The following is a 13,697-nucleotide window of genomic DNA, read 5'->3' as shown; positions in this document are numbered from 1 at the left end:
GCGCGGGGTAAATGGGAGCAGAATCAAAACCGTTTTCACGGAAGGAGAGTCGACGCATGACCGCTACTGCCCGCTGGGAACACTTCCCCCATCAAGCCGACATCGGCGTGTGCGGTTTTGGCACAACGCCGGTGGAGGCTTTTGAGCGGGCGGCGGTGATCGCAGCCGCGCTGCACTGGTCCGCGAAACAGGTGGACCGGGAGATGCTGGCAGGAAAAACAGTTTGATCCGCAGATTAAACAGATTATCAATTCGCTTTTGTCGCCGGTTGTTTAATCTGCGCTAATCTGTGTAATCTGCGGACAAGTGGTTTTTTGGAATAGGGGCATCCATGAAAATAGGCATACCGAAGGAAATCAAGACCAACGAAAACCGCGTCGCGCTGGTACCGGCGGGGGCCGAGGCGCTCGTGGCGGCGGGACATGCCGTCATCGTCGAAACGGGCGCGGGGCTGGGCAGCGGCTTCGGAGACGAGCAATACGCTGCCGCGGGCGCCCAGATCGCGCCGGACGCCGACGCGGTCTGGGCGGCGTCCGACCTGATCGTGAAGGTGAAGGAGCCGATCGAGCCGGAATGGACGCATATCCGGCCCGGCCAGGCCATCTTCACCTACTTCCATTTCGCCGCAAACGAACAGTTGACCCGCGCGCACCTGGCTTCCGGTGCGGTGTGCATCGCCTATGAGACCGTCGAGCTGCCCTCGCGCGAACTGCCGCTCCTGACGCCGATGTCCGAGGTGGCCGGGCGCATGGCGGTGCAGGAGGGCGCGAAGTACCTGGAGAAACTCTACGGCGGTCGCGGCATCCTGCTCGGCGGCGTGCCCGGCGTGGCGCCCGCGAAGGTGGTGGTCCTCGGCGGCGGCGTGGTCGGCGTGAATGCGGCGAAGATGGCCGCCGGGTTCGGTGCGAGCGTCACCCTGCTCGACGTATCGCTGGAGCGGCTGCGCTACCTCAGCGACGTGATGCCCGCGAACGTACAGCTGATCTTCTCCGACCGGCACAACCTGCTGGAGTGGATCGCCGGCGCCGACCTTGTGATCGGCGCGGTGCTGATCCCCGGCGCCGTCGCGCCCAGGCTGATCCGCCGCGAAGACCTCAGGACGATGCGCAAGGGCGCGGTGATCGTCGATGTCTCCATCGATCAGGGCGGCTGCGTCGAGACCATGCACCCCACCACGCACGAGAACCCCACCTTCATCGTCGACGGCGTCATCCACTACGGCGTCGCCAACATGCCCGGCGGCGTGCCCATCACCTCGACGCTGGCGCTGACCAACGCAACCCTGCCTTATGTACTGCAACTGGCGAACAAGGGCTGGCGCGAGGCGCTCCGGGAATCCCCCGCCCTGCTCAACGGCCTCAACATCATCGGCGGCAAGGTGACGCACCGCAAGGTTGCCGAGGCATTCGGGCTGGAGTATCACCCGGCGGAATCCGTGGTCGATTGACTCAAGCCTTCAGCGCAAACGAAAGCGAGGAAGACTTCCGCCTTCCCCGCCATGCAGCCTGATAAGGCTGCGTTTTCCCGTTAGTCCTGTTCAGGGCAACAGGTTAGAAAGAAGCTCCAAAGCTCCAGAAGAGCAGCGTCAGATACATCATCCCGGCCCACGCCACCATGCCGGCCGCCAAGATGGAGCCTGACAGCAGTACGGCGTGGCCTTTTTCCTCGACCTTGAGGATCGACGGTACGCTGTAGAAAATCAGCATGCCGGAGAGGATCAAGGCCGCCGCGCCTGCCGTGAGGTTGAGCATGAAGCTGGGGATGAACATGAACAGCGGCGCGAGCCATAACGGCGTCGGTATCACTACCGTCAGCTTGTAGGCATCGTCGAAGCCGGGTTTTACACCCACCCACTCGCCCAACTGTTGAATGACGTATGCGACCACGAAGGTCATCATCAGTTCGGAGAGGTAGAACAGGATGCCGATGGTCTGCAACTGCATGACGCTCAACTCCGGCAACAAACCCGCATGGTACGTGACACCGGCGTAATAGATCATTGCCGGCGGGACGAGAGACAGCGGCACTGCATAGAGCAAAAACAGCTTCAACGCCGACATGTGGGTGTGGGTGAATGCATCCCACGCCGCCCAATGGGGCATATGGGGTAAATGGAACTGTGCCATGGTAAACCTCCTTGCCTGGATGGTTTCGGTCGGATATGTATACCACTATGGCCGCAAAAGACAATTGGGTCTTCTATGGAGCAGGGACGTAATTTTTATGGGGTCAACTATGTAGATATTCATAGGCGAAGAGGGCGGTGAGATAAAATGGACGAAGCTCAATTTTTATCTGCCGTTTTGCCCGGGTGCTTTAAGCCCCTTTCTTTATGGACGGAGGGAATCGGATGTTGAGAATGATGGTGCCTCGTCCTTTTCATGGTCGATGTGCGGCGATGCATTCCGGCTGCAAGCCCGCCGCCTGCTGATTGCCGGCCGCCCATGGAACTCATCAGCCCGCGTACCCTGCATGTCCTGAGAAGCCCCGTCGACTTCGCACTTCAGGTTCTGAAGGCGTTCCGGGCGAACCAGGGCCTGCTGCTTGCGGGCGCTGTGGCCTACTATGCGTTGCTTTCCATCGTGCCGCTGCTCATCCTCATGGTGATCGCGCTGTCGCACGTGATCGATCAGGAGGTGCTGCTGGCAACGTTGCGCCGGGCGCTGGAATACATGGCGCCGGGTGAAGGCAGGGCGGTGGTGGGGGAGCTGAAGGCGTTCCTCGATCATCGCGCGGTGATCGGCTGGGTTCTGCTGATCACGATGCTGCTTTTCAGCTCGCTGGGCTTCAAGGTGCTGGAGAGGGCGATTTCGGTGATTTTCCGGCACCGCGTGCAGAAGCGCAGGCGGCACTTCCTCGTTTCCCTGCTGCTGCCCTTCGGATACATCGTTTTTATCAGCACGATGCTGTTCGTGGGGGCAATCGTGATCGCCGATCTGGTGGCGATGGGTACCGAGAGTATTACCCTGCTGGGGCATAGCTGGTCGCTGACCGGCTTCTCGCACTTGATGATCTACGGCGTCGGCCTCATCGGGGAAATCCTGCTCATCTCCGCGATCTATTACTTCATGCCGGTCGGCAGGCTGTCGGTGCATCACGCGCTGATCGGCGGCGCCACGGCGGCCTTGCTGTGGGAGGTGGTCCGCTTCGCGCTGCGCTGGTATTTCGGCACGCTGTCGCAAGTGAGTGTGGTGTACGGTTCTCTGACCACAGCTATCGTCGTGCTGATCAGCCTGGAACTGGCTGCCGCGCTGCTGTTGCTGGGGGCACAGGTGATTGCGGAATACGAAAATATCGAAGTCGGCGAGGCCACGACACTGGAGATGCGCATGCGCGCCAAAGACAGGTGAATCAGTACGCTTTAGAATGGCTATGGAAATGAACCACGAACACCTGGAATTGCTGGTTACCCGCGCGATGCCTTACGGCAAATACAAGGGCCGCCTGATCGCCGATCTGCCCGGCCAGTATCTCAACTGGTTTGCGCGCAAGGGTTTCCCGCCCGGCGAGATCGGCCGGTTGCTTGCGCTGATGCAGGAACTGGACCACAACGGCCTGTCATCGCTGCTCGATCCGTTGCGCAAGCGGTGAGCCATCGCCGCTGCGCTACTCGTAGCGCACAAACTCCTCCGCCAGCGCATCGCTGCCGGAACGTTCAATCAGTTCCTCGATCTCCGGCATCAGCATTTCGGCCTCCTCCTCTTCCAGGGTGCCGTCGCCGACCAGACGAGCGGCCAGTCCGTCGAGCAGCGCTTCCCTGACCGTTGCGAGGGTGGGCGGGTTTTCGCGGTTTTCGTCGCCCACGACGGCCTCGATCGCCCGTGAGAGCGGCTCGCTGGCGAAGGCCGAGACGAAGTCGATGGCCGCGGCCGACTCCCCGAAGCCGTCGATCAGCGCATCCAGTTCGTCGACGAGCGATTCGCCCGTGTCGAAGCGGTGCAGGTGTTCGCTTTCGCTGATCTCGGCGGGCAGATCATGCTCGATGAACGAGCGGACCGCGGCGAGCGTCACCGGCTCGTCGGAGTCGAGCTGGTTGACGATGCTTTCGATGAGCCGGGATAGTTCCGGGCTGGTGCGGCTGGCGATGTCGATCGGGTTGCGGATCATGATTTAACCTCCTCATTGATGTCAGTGGGGATTATGAATATCACATGACTCATTACGCCGTTCGCCCTGAGCTTGTCGAAGGGTGAGCGGCCTTGCCGGAAGCTGTTCGTGGTTCGACAGGCTCACCACGAACGGATGTTGCTAAGCCAGATAACCATCGGCGATATGCCGGTAGACCAGCCCCTTCAGCCAGAGCGCATCCTCGGCGGTGACATCGCGGAAGGCGACGCCGTATTCCAGCAGGTTGCTTCCCGCCTCCGGCGCAGCCTGTTGCGCATGCAGGATGGTCGCGTCGAGGTTCAGGGTGGTCTTCAGTTCGTCCAGCGCGACATGGAAGGAAACCCGCAACGCATCGCCGGGCTTGCCGAGCGTGGGCGGCGCATGGAACTGCGCGCCGTCCGGGCTGAGGTTGACGAGGCGGGCGGCCTCGTGGGCGCCCTGTGCATCGGTCACGATGACGCCGAGGCTCATCTTGACCCAGGGTGATTTGCGCAACTTTTGCACGCGCACCTCGGTGGGGAAGTCGAGGTGCATGTAGTTGAGGGGGCTGATGCACAGGCGCTGGATCGAGGACTGGAACGCATGGATGTTGTTGCCGGTCACCATGCGCACTTCCACCGGCTTGCCCTCCACCGGAATGAAGGGGGCGGCGGCGCTCATGGGCCGCGTCACCACGATGCTGAGGTTCCTGATGTAGCCGATCAGGTGGACGGAGTGGTAAGGCTGCGGCTTCGGGTCGATCAGGCGGAGCTGCACGTGTTCCCCGACCTGAGGCTTGATGCCGGGGGGCGGGAAGCCCCTGACCGTTGCGGGCTCGCCGAACTCGGTCCAGTCGCCCGTTTCGTAGGCTTGCGGCTTCGCATCGGCGTCGCGCAGCAGGCCATCGGCAAGCAGGCGCTCCAGTTGCTCGCGGCTCGCTACCATTTCTCCGCGCGCGAACACGATGTAACCGTTGCGGTCATAGAGCCGCCACGGCAGGGGTTTGCCGAGGGGGATGTCTTCGATAGGCACGGACTGGAGGTTCATGGTGTTCCTTCCGCCGGGTTAGTGAGTACGAAGTTCTCGGAGATATTCTATACCTTTCTTCCGGCAACGGCTCAACGGGGTGCGCCGCGCCTGTGCCTCTCAATGCGCAACTGCCAGGATCATCTCTTGAATTTGGCAAATGCCGCCGCCATCGCGCCACTCGGTGCCGGCTGACGCTCTTCCTGCCGTTTGTGCTGCGACATGCGTTTGGCATCGGTTGCGCGATCCCGCTGTGCCTCACCCTTGCCGCTCCCCTGAGCGGCGCAGTCAGTCAGCCGCATCGACAGCGCGATGCGCTTGCGCTTCTCGTCCACCTCCAGCACCTTGACCTTCACCACCTGCCCCGCCTTGACGACGGTATGCGGGTCCTTCACGAACGAGTTGGAGAGCGCCGAGATATGCACCAGCCCGTCCTGATGCACGCCGATATCGACAAACGCACCGAATGCCGCGACGTTGGTGACCACGCCTTCGAGGATCATGTCCGGCTTGAGGTCTTTCAGCTCCTCGACGCCTTCCCTGAAGGTGGCGGTGGTGAACTCGGGGCGCGGATCGCGTCCCGGCTTTTCCAGTTCGCTCAGGATGTCTGTGATGGTGGGCACGCCGAATTGTTCGTCGGCATATTTGCCGGGGTTGAGCGACTTGAGCAGTTTGCTGTCGCCGATTACTTCCTTGATGCTCTTCTTGATATCGGCAAGGATCTTCTTCACCAGCGGGTAGGATTCGGGATGCACTGCCGAGGCGTCGAGCGGGTTGTCGCCGCCCATGACGCGCAGGAAGCCGGCCGCCTGCTCGAAGGTCTTGTCGCCGAGGCGCGGCACTTCCTTCAGGGCCGCGCGCGAGGTGAACATGCCGTGCGCATCGCGGTAGGTCACGATGCTTTGCGCGACACTGCTTGAGAGGCCGGACACGCGCGCCAGCAACGGGGCGGAGGCGGTGTTGACGTCCACCCCCACCGCATTGACGCAGTCCTCGACCACGGCATCCAGCGAACGCGCCAGCTGGAACTGCCCCACGTCGTGCTGGTACTGCCCGACGCCGATGGATTTCGGATCGATCTTCACCAGTTCCGCGAGCGGGTCTTGCAGGCGGCGCGCGATGGATACCGCGCCGCGCAAGCTGACGTCCATGTCGGGCAGTTCGCGCGAGGCAAACTCTGAGGCGGAATACACCGACGCACCCGCTTCCGAGACCACGATGCTGGTGAGCTTCAGTTCCGGGCGCAACTTGATCAAATCCTGCGCCAGCTTGTCGGTCTCGCGCGAGGCGGTGCCGTTGCCGATGGAGATTAGCGCGACCTGGTGTTTTTCGGCCAGCTTCGCCAGCGCGTGCAGCGAGCCATCCCAATCGTTGCGCGGCTGATGCGGGTAGATCACCGCAGTGTCCACCACCTTGCCTGTTGCATCCACGACGGCCACCTTCACACCGGTACGCATGCCGGGGTCCAGCCCCATCGTGGCGCGTGGCCCGGCAGGGGCGGCGAGCAGCAGGTCTTTCAGGTTGCGCGCGAATACCTTGATCGCCTCGGCTTCAGAGCGTTCGCGCAAGCTTCCCATCAGCTCGTTCTCCAGGTGCAGGAAGCTCTTCACGCGCCAGGTCCAGCGCGCCGTGTCCGCCAGCCACTTGTCGGCGGGGCGGCTCTGGTTGACGATGCCGAAGCGCTGGGCGATGCGCGCCTCGCAGGGGTTGAGCGGCGCATCCCATCTGGGTTTTTCCGCTTCGCTGTCGAGGCGCAGGGATACGTTCAGCATCTCCTCGCGGCGTCCGCGAAACAGCGCCAGCGCACGGTGCGACGGGATCGCGGAGATCGGTTCGTGGTAGTCGAAATAATCGGCATACTTCGCGGCGGCCTCTTCCTTGCCTTCGATGACCTTGGCTTCGACCACGCCGTGCGTTTGCAGGTATTCGCGCAGGTCTTGCAACAGCGGCGCATCTTCGGCGAAGCGTTCCATCAGGATGTAGCGTGCACCTTCCAGCGCCGCCTTGGTGTCCGGCACGCCGGGGTTGTCGCCCTGCTCGGAGGTGAAGGCAGGCTTCAGGTACTTGGCGGCTTCTTCTTCGGGGTTCAGCATAGCGTCGGCCAGCAGCGCATCGGCCAGCGGCTCCAACCCGGCTTCCAGCGCGATCTGCGCCTTGGTGCGGCGTTTCGGCTTGTAGGGCAGGTACAGGTCCTCCAGCTGGGTCTTGTCCTCGGCGTGGCTGATCGCGTCCAGTAGCTCCGGCGTCATCTTGTTCTGTTCGATGATCGAGGCGATGATCGTCGCGCGCCGCTCCTCCAGCTCGCGCAGGTAGCGCAGGCGCTCTTCAAGCAGGCGCAGTTGTGTGTCGTCAAGCCCGCCGGTCGCTTCCTTGCGGTAGCGGGCGATGAACGGGACGGTCGCGCCCTCGTCGAGCAGGGCGACGGCGGCGGCGACCTGGGCGGGTTTTGCGGAAATTTCGGTGGCGAGGCGTTGTTCGATGGATGGCAGCATGAGAGTCGAAGCAGTTGGAAACGATCGAGGGCGGGCCGGTTAAGGCTGCCCGAAAAAGGCGTGGATTCTATCCGACAGATGATACGGCTGGCGAGGTGCAATTATCTCATCGCGCCGCCCCGCGCTTGCGCGCTTCGACGCGCTTGAGGAATACGCCCATTACCTCGCGGTACAGCGCGTCCTTGAGCACGCTGTCCTCGTTGCCGGCATCGACGTTGGGATTGTCGTTGACCTCGATGACGTAGAGGCGGCGGCCGACCTGTTTGATGTCCACGCCGTAGAAGCCGTCGCCGATCAGCTTGGCCGCACGCAGCGCCATTTTCACCACGCGGTCCGGCGCCTCGCCGACCGACAGCGCCTCCGTCTTGCCCTCGACGAAATCGTGCTTGTCGTCGCCGTGCCGGATGATCTGCCAGTGGCCGGGCACCATGAAGTATTTCGCGACGAACAGCGGCCGCCGGTCGAGGATGCCGACGCGCCAGTCGAATTCGGTGGGCAGGTATTCCTGCGCGACGATCAGCTCCGACTTGTCGAGCAGGCCGTTTACTTTGGCGGGCAGTTCCTCTGCCGTTTCCACCTTCACCACACCTAGCGAGAATGAGCTGTCCGGCTGCTTGAGCACGCAGGGCAGGCCGAGCTCGGGGACGATCCGGTTCACGTTGTCGCGGTGCACCAGCAGCGTCTTCGGTGCGGGGACGCGGTGCCGCGCGAGGATCTCGGCGAGATAGACCTTGTTGTTGCACTTCAGGATGGAATCCGGGTCATCGATCACCACCAGCCCTTCGGCGGCGGCGCGGCGCGAGAAGCGGTGGGTGTAGTGGTTGGCGAAGGTGGTGTCGCGGATGAACAGCGCGTCGAATTCGGTCAGCCTGCCGTAGTCCGCTTTGGTGATGAATTCCACGTGCAGGCCCAGCGCCTGCGCCGCCTTTTCGAATTTCTGCAGCGCCTTGGCGTTGGAGGCAGGCTCGGGGTTGGCCGGGTCGTGCAGGATGGCGAGGTTGTAGCGCGGCGCGGCGTGCCTCGCTGTGCGCCGCCTGCGGCCCATGAAATATTCCGTGGTGGCCCGGATCGCGAATTCCTGCTGTTGCGGCGGGATGTCGCTCGCGGCGATCGGCCGCACGCTGCGGATGCGCCAGTGCTGGCCGCGGCGCTCGAATTCGGCGCGCAGCAGCGGGGCGTGCAGCAGGCTGAAAAGCTGGCGGCTGAGTTGCTCGTGGCGGCTTGCTGCGTTGTGGCCGAAGTAGATGCTGAGTTCGAAAGTGTCCGACTTGATAGTCTTCAGCGATTTCTGGATCAGGTCGTCCAGCCCCTCGGTGAGCAGCCGCACCATGTTCTGCGATTGCAGATCCTCGATGGTGGTCGTGCGCGGCAGCGGTTTGTGGCCGCGCGCCTCGGCGAGCAGCGAGACGTAGTAGCCGAGCGTCTGGTAGCGGTAGCTCCTGCACAGGTTGAACACCCGCGCCGTGCGGTCGCCACCCCAAGCCGGGTCGGTGAGGTAGGCGCGCGCCGGCACGACGGTCACGCCGGGAATGTCGAGCGGCCAGTCGTGCGGGTTGTTGACCACGATCAGGTTGCCCATGAAGCCTCCTTTACATCGTGCGCCTGGGCGGCCTGCGCAGCGCCGCAAGCGGGCGGCCGATCCAGCAGGTCGGCGATCCCGTCGAAGACGGCGGTGATGTCTGCATTATGGATGGGCACTGGCATACCTCCATAAGTCCGGATTCGCGAGTCCGCGCCTTCCCGCGGACCCGGCCTGCGCCTGCTACTGGTCGCTGAGGTGGGGCCGAAATCTTTCCTCAGGTTGGCCGGTATCCGGGTCAACCTGGTCGGAAATGCCGATTTCCGCCTCGGCCTCTTGCAGCGATTCGCCTTCCCCGTATGCGCTGTCGTCACCGGCTTGCATATCCTGTACCGCTTCGAGCAGCGTGGCAAAGGGGCCGTATGCCTCGTCGCTGAGCTTGTCCTGCCAGTAGAAACCGTCTGGGCGTTCGATGATGCGCGTCCGGTCGTAGTCGGGTGAGGTTTGCGGAATAGCCATGATTACCTCCAGTGAGTGAATGGCGCAGTGAGTGTTGCCTGCCAAACGATTTTCATGCGGCGCGCACCAGCAGCACCGGAACCGCCGCACTGCGCGCCACGCCTTCGGCGACGCTGCCGAGCAGCAGACGGTTCAGGCCGGAGCGTCCGTGCGTGCCGATCACGATCAGGTCGGCCTCCCAGCGCCGTGCCTCGTCCTCGATTGCCTTTGCAATGCGCTCTCCCTTCGCCTCGATCAGCGCAGTCTCGGGCGTCATGCCGGCGAGACGCACTTTTTCCCCGGCCTGCGCGAGCGTGCGTTCTCCGGTGAGCTTCACGGCTTCCTGCAGCGTGGGGTAATCGATGAAGGCATAGCCCTCGGTGTCGAGCGGGAAAACTTCCTCGAGGACATAGGCCAGGCGCAGCCGGGTCTGGGCGTCCGCCAGCCGGATGGCTTCCTGCAGGGCGCGGCCGGAAGTCGCGCTGCCGTCGATGGGAACAAGGATGCGTCGATAAGTGGCCATCACTTCTCCTTTCCTCTCTGGGGGCGGGAGTGCCGATTCTATACCTCTTTTGAAGCCGGGGAACCCTCTTGCACAAGCCGATCCGTAGGTCGGGCTTTAACCAGCGATTTGGCTGCGGTTGTATGCAGCCTAGTCGAATGGCTATGCAAAGCTAGCCCGATAAAGTGTGTTCCAGCCAGACCGCGTCCCATAATGGATAATCGCCTATCCGGCTGACCAGCTTGGCGCGCAATGGGTTAGCAACGATATACCGCGCCATCTCTTGCATGTCTTCTTCTTTCCGCACGGCGTGATCGTGATAATTGGCTTGCCAAACAGGCCTGCCGATGGCGCGTGCGGAGCGCCCCTTCAAAAGACGCATCACGTCCGGTAATGCCCCATTCCTCAGGATCATCAGCCAGTGCAGGTGATCGGGCATCAGCACATAGCAAAGTGTTTCCGCGATACCCTGGTCTTGCAGAGCGATCAATTGCCTGACCACCTTGCGCCCATTATCCAGCACCTCGAAATAGGGCATCCGGTTTTGAGTGACGGCGGTAATGTGATACGCCAGCCCGGACTGGGAAACCCTGCCTTTGCGGAGATCGGTGTATGGCATGGCGGCTGGTGTTTGTTGTCGAATTGAAATTGGTTCCGGATTTCGAATTTGTCGGGCTGAAGCCCGACCTACTGTAGTGTTGTGCTCTTGACGTACTCATGCGCAAACCCTCGTAGGTCGGGCTTTAGCCCGACATGCAATACCGTTCTGGTGCTTTGCATAAGTTCCAGATAGCGTGCACTACTCACTACAACCTTACTCGCGCGTGCGCTTGCGCACGGTCTTGGCGCGCTCCGATGCCTGGCAGGCGCGGCGGTAGGCTACGAGGGTTTTCTGTGCATGGCCCAGCACGCTGCCGCGCGGATAATTGCCCGCCTCGTTTGCGACGCCCGCGGGCAGGCCGGTGAGCAGCTCTATACCCTCGGTGGCACGCTCCGCGGTGTAGATATGGAACAGGCCTTGGGCTACGGCCTCGGCGATCCTGTGCTCCAGCATCAGGTGGCGGCGGTTGCGGGTCGGGATCAGCACGCCCTGGCTGCCGTCCAGGCCGGCCTTTTCGCAGATGCGGAAATAGCCATCAATCTTCTCGTTGATCCCGCCCACGGGCAGCACCTCGCCATGCTGGTTGACCGCGCCGGTCACCGCGATGCCCTGTTTGAGTGGCAGGCCGGAGAGCGACGAGAGGAGCGCGAAGAGTTCGGCGCAGGAAGCGGAATCGCCCTCCACGCCGCTGTACTCCTGCTCGAACACGACGGAAGCGTTGAGCGCGAGCGGCGCATTGCGCGCGAACAGCGCCGAGAGGTAGTTCTGCAGGATCAGCACGCCCTTGTCGTGGATCGGCCCTGACATTTCCACCTCGTGCTCGATGTTGAGCAGGCCGTCCTCGCCGGCAAAGGTGCGCGCCGTGACGCGCACCGGGAAACCGAAGCGGTAGTCGCCGAGATCGACCTGGGTGAGGCCGTTGAGCTGGCCGACCCTCTCGCCGTGCAGCGCGATCAAGAGGTCGCCCTCGGCGACGGCTTCCTGCAGGCGCTGGTCGGGGTAGTCGTGGCGCAGCTTGCGTGCGGCGAGCGCCGCCTCGACATCCGCCACCTCGACCAGCCGCCCGGCGCGTGCGCCGCACAGCGCGGCGCTTTCCATGACCAGCGCCTCGGCGAGCGCGAATACCGCGCTCTGGCGCGACTGGTCGTCCGCCTCGCGGTGCTGGTCTTCCAGCAGGCGCGCCACCGCGGCCGCGGAAAAATGCGGCAGGCCGAGGTTGCGGCAGGTGTGCGCGACGAAGACCGCCGAGGCGCGGCGCGTTTCGGCGTCGGCGCGGAAGCTCTCGGCGAAGTCCACCTTGACGCGGAAGCAGCGCGCGAACTCCGGGTCTTCCTCCTGCAACTCGTAATACAGCTCGCGCGAGCCGATCAGCACGATCTTCACATCGACATCCACCGCCTCGGGTTCGAGCGAGACCGCCGCGATCGGCGTGTAGGTCATGCCCGGCTCCTCGATCTGCAAGCGGCCGCTACGCAGTACGCGGCGCAGTTTCTCCCAGACCAGACCGTCGGCGAGCAGGTCGCGCAGGTGCAGCATCAGGAAGCCGCCGTGCGCCTTGTGCAGGCTGCCCGCGCGGATGCGCGAGAAGTCGGTGACCAGCACGTCGTTCTCGGTCTGGTACTCGATGCTGCCGAACAGCGAGCGGAACAGCGGGTTGTCCTCGACAAGCACCGGCGCGCCTTCCAGGCCGCCGTTGTCCACTACGAGGTTCACGCGGTAGCGCGGCAGCACCGTGCTCAGCGCCTCGCGCCGTTCGTCCTCGTCGCCGTCGGAGGCCCTGAACAGGTCCAGGTTGTCGAGGATGTCGTGCACCACCTGGTCGAGATAGGCCCCGAGCTTGACGGAGTCCTTGATCTGCTTCTTCAGGCCGAGGCGGATCTCCTGCAGTTCGTGATCCAGCAGCGGCTTCACCATCTGGCGGCGCAGTGCCGCGAGCGCCTCGTTCATCACGCGCTCCATCGGCCGGGTTTTCTCGAAGTAGCGGCCGATCTCGGCGCGCAGCTCCTGCTCGGCCTGCGCGATCTCGGCGCGCTGCTCCTTGGGCAGCGTGAGCAGCTCGTCCTCGGTCAGCGCGCGCCCCTCCTTGTTGCGCAGCGTGAACAGCAGCCGCCCGGACTCGCGGTGGATGTTGAAATTGCGCGCGTCGGCGAAGGCGTCGAGCTCGGCGTAGGCTTTGGTCTCCTCATCCTTGTAGGACTTCTCGATGTGCTCGCTCTCGGCCTTGAACTCCTGTCCGTCGAGGCGCTGCGGGATTTCCAGCAGCAGCGACTTCGTCATCTGCATCATTAACTGGCGCAGCAATCGTCCCTGTCCTGCGGGCAGGCGCAGTGCGCGCGGCCGTTCCGGCGCGTCGAAGTTGTGCAGGTAGCACAGGTCGGGCGGCGCCGCGCGGCTCGCGGCCGCGGCCTGCATCGCCTGTTTGAGCAGCGAGGTGCGGCCGCTGCCGATCTCGCCGAGCACGAACAGGTTGTAGTTTGGTTGATCCATGCCAAGGCCGAAGCGCGCGGCCTTCTCCGCGCGCTCCTGCCCGATCCACGGCAGCGGCTGTTCGATTAGTTCGGAGGTGTCGGCGAACCCGAGCGCATCGGGGGCGATGGTGAGGCGCAACTCGGCGGAGGTGAGAGTCGAGATCGGCATGATTTTTTCGCGTTCTTGTATGGCCAAGATTAAACGCCTTATGCCGACGCATAGCAACTGTCTTGTGTCAGGCGTTGCGGGGTAGGGTCAACGGCATGGCTATCTTTATCGCAATTTCGTTTTAGATTGCTATGAGCGGCTGCTTGTGCGAACTTCCTTAGCAGGATTCCTGCACCGTCTGTCCAAGCGAGTTCAGAACATCAAGGATGCGTGACCGGGGTTCGGCTAACCGCTTGGGTAGTATTCGATAGTAATCGGCTCGCTTGGCTCGGGATTGAGGGTGTAAGAATTTTTGTGTAAACGGTCATTTGGCAGGAAACTGCCGCCACTTTGCAA

The 13,697-nt window shown here is 63.0% G+C and carries 14 protein-coding genes; 4 read left to right on the top strand and 10 right to left on the bottom strand.

From position 1 onward, the window contains the following. The first annotated feature begins 56 nt into the window (after positions 1–56). Both ACRRNM_RS05470 and ald read left to right on the top strand, forming a co-directional pair. Positions 57–227, top strand: a complete 171-nt coding sequence (locus tag ACRRNM_RS05470) for a hypothetical protein (RefSeq protein WP_435627229.1) — start codon at positions 57–59, stop codon at positions 225–227. Positions 228–331: 104 nt separating this feature from the next. After that, complete coding sequence (gene ald, locus ACRRNM_RS05465) at positions 332–1,447, top strand: alanine dehydrogenase (RefSeq protein ID WP_435627228.1); 1,116 nt, start codon at positions 332–334, stop codon at positions 1,445–1,447. A gap of 103 nt (positions 1,448–1,550) precedes the next feature. Here ald and ACRRNM_RS05460 read toward each other — a convergent pair whose 3' ends face one another. Further along, positions 1,551–2,126: a Yip1 family protein gene (locus ACRRNM_RS05460; RefSeq protein ID WP_435627227.1), complete on the bottom strand. Its 576-nt coding sequence runs from the start codon at positions 2,124–2,126 to the stop codon at positions 1,551–1,553. Positions 2,127–2,444: 318 nt separating this feature from the next. Between ACRRNM_RS05460 and ACRRNM_RS05455 the strand changes: the two genes are divergently transcribed. Continuing rightward, positions 2,445–3,350, top strand: coding sequence for a YihY/virulence factor BrkB family protein (locus tag ACRRNM_RS05455; RefSeq protein ID WP_435627226.1), 906 nt, complete (start codon positions 2,445–2,447; stop codon positions 3,348–3,350). A gap of 28 nt (positions 3,351–3,378) precedes the next feature. Continuing rightward, positions 3,379–3,591 (top strand): DUF3820 family protein, encoded by a 213-nt coding sequence (locus ACRRNM_RS05450; protein WP_435627225.1) that lies wholly within the window; start codon positions 3,379–3,381, stop codon positions 3,589–3,591. Positions 3,592–3,606: 15 nt separating this feature from the next. Here the strand turns inward: ACRRNM_RS05450 and ACRRNM_RS05445 are convergent, their stop codons facing one another. The 9 genes from ACRRNM_RS05445 to ACRRNM_RS05405 all read right to left on the bottom strand — a co-directional run bounded on the left by ACRRNM_RS05445 (position 3,607) and on the right by ACRRNM_RS05405 (position 13,361). After that, positions 3,607–4,107 (bottom strand): hypothetical protein, encoded by a 501-nt coding sequence (locus tag ACRRNM_RS05445; RefSeq protein ID WP_435627224.1) that lies wholly within the window; start codon positions 4,105–4,107, stop codon positions 3,607–3,609. Positions 4,108–4,248: 141 nt separating this feature from the next. Continuing rightward, positions 4,249–5,133: a flagellar brake protein gene (locus ACRRNM_RS05440; RefSeq protein WP_435627223.1), complete on the bottom strand. Its 885-nt coding sequence runs from the start codon at positions 5,131–5,133 to the stop codon at positions 4,249–4,251. Between the two features lie 119 nt (positions 5,134–5,252). Further along, positions 5,253–7,604, bottom strand: a complete 2,352-nt coding sequence (locus tag ACRRNM_RS05435) for a Tex family protein (protein WP_435627222.1) — start codon at positions 7,602–7,604, stop codon at positions 5,253–5,255. Positions 7,605–7,710: 106 nt separating this feature from the next. Continuing rightward, complete coding sequence (locus ACRRNM_RS05430; RefSeq protein ID WP_435627221.1) at positions 7,711–9,183, bottom strand: RimK family protein; 1,473 nt, start codon at positions 9,181–9,183, stop codon at positions 7,711–7,713. Next, the gene (locus ACRRNM_RS05425) at positions 9,171–9,302 is read right to left on the bottom strand and encodes a hypothetical protein (RefSeq protein WP_435627220.1); all 132 of its coding nucleotides are present in this window, start codon (positions 9,300–9,302) and stop codon (positions 9,171–9,173) included. The genes ACRRNM_RS05430 and ACRRNM_RS05425 overlap by 13 nt, the downstream gene beginning before the upstream one ends. Before the next feature lie 64 nt (positions 9,303–9,366). Further along, on the bottom strand, positions 9,367–9,642 hold the full coding sequence (locus ACRRNM_RS05420) for a hypothetical protein (protein ID WP_435627219.1): 276 nt from the start codon (positions 9,640–9,642) through the stop codon (positions 9,367–9,369). Between the two features lie 52 nt (positions 9,643–9,694). Beyond that, a complete protein-coding gene (locus ACRRNM_RS05415; RefSeq protein WP_435627218.1) occupies positions 9,695–10,144 on the bottom strand; it encodes a universal stress protein in 450 nt (149 codons plus the stop codon). Positions 10,145–10,295: 151 nt separating this feature from the next. After that, entirely contained in the window at positions 10,296–10,742 is a 447-nt protein-coding gene (locus ACRRNM_RS05410; protein WP_435627217.1) for an REP-associated tyrosine transposase, read from the bottom strand. A gap of 195 nt (positions 10,743–10,937) precedes the next feature. After that, positions 10,938–13,361: a Lon protease family protein gene (locus ACRRNM_RS05405; RefSeq protein ID WP_435627216.1), complete on the bottom strand. Its 2,424-nt coding sequence runs from the start codon at positions 13,359–13,361 to the stop codon at positions 10,938–10,940. Between the last annotated feature and the right edge of the window lie 336 nt (positions 13,362–13,697).

Source organism: Ferrigenium straubiae (assembly GCF_051257895.1).
Classification (GTDB): Bacteria; Pseudomonadota; Gammaproteobacteria; order Burkholderiales; family Gallionellaceae; genus Gallionella; species Gallionella straubiae.
This window is presented reverse-complemented; position numbering and strand designations above follow the sequence as displayed.

Bases quoted from the DNA above. Each gene is read 5' to 3' on its own strand.
- ACRRNM_RS05440 (WP_435627223.1), bottom strand. From the start codon at position 5,133: ATGAACCTCCAGTCCGTGCCTATCGAAGACATCCCCCTCGGCAAACCC.
- ACRRNM_RS05410 (WP_435627217.1), bottom strand. From the start codon at position 10,742: ATGCCATACACCGATCTCCGCAAAGGCAGGGTTTCCCAGTCCGGGCTG.
- ACRRNM_RS05420 (WP_435627219.1), bottom strand. From the start codon at position 9,642: ATGGCTATTCCGCAAACCTCACCCGACTACGACCGGACGCGCATCATC.
- ACRRNM_RS05435 (WP_435627222.1), bottom strand. From the start codon at position 7,604: ATGCTGCCATCCATCGAACAACGCCTCGCCACCGAAATTTCCGCAAAA.
- ACRRNM_RS05450 (WP_435627225.1), top strand. From the start codon at position 3,379: ATGAACCACGAACACCTGGAATTGCTGGTTACCCGCGCGATGCCTTAC.
- ACRRNM_RS05445 (WP_435627224.1), bottom strand. From the start codon at position 4,107: ATGATCCGCAACCCGATCGACATCGCCAGCCGCACCAGCCCGGAACTA.
- ACRRNM_RS05470 (WP_435627229.1), top strand. From the start codon at position 57: ATGACCGCTACTGCCCGCTGGGAACACTTCCCCCATCAAGCCGACATC.
- ACRRNM_RS05455 (WP_435627226.1), top strand. From the start codon at position 2,445: ATGGAACTCATCAGCCCGCGTACCCTGCATGTCCTGAGAAGCCCCGTC.
- ACRRNM_RS05430 (WP_435627221.1), bottom strand. From the start codon at position 9,183: ATGGGCAACCTGATCGTGGTCAACAACCCGCACGACTGGCCGCTCGAC.
- ACRRNM_RS05460 (WP_435627227.1), bottom strand. From the start codon at position 2,126: ATGGCACAGTTCCATTTACCCCATATGCCCCATTGGGCGGCGTGGGAT.
- ald (WP_435627228.1), top strand. From the start codon at position 332: ATGAAAATAGGCATACCGAAGGAAATCAAGACCAACGAAAACCGCGTC.
- ACRRNM_RS05415 (WP_435627218.1), bottom strand. From the start codon at position 10,144: ATGGCCACTTATCGACGCATCCTTGTTCCCATCGACGGCAGCGCGACT.
- ACRRNM_RS05405 (WP_435627216.1), bottom strand. From the start codon at position 13,361: ATGCCGATCTCGACTCTCACCTCCGCCGAGTTGCGCCTCACCATCGCC.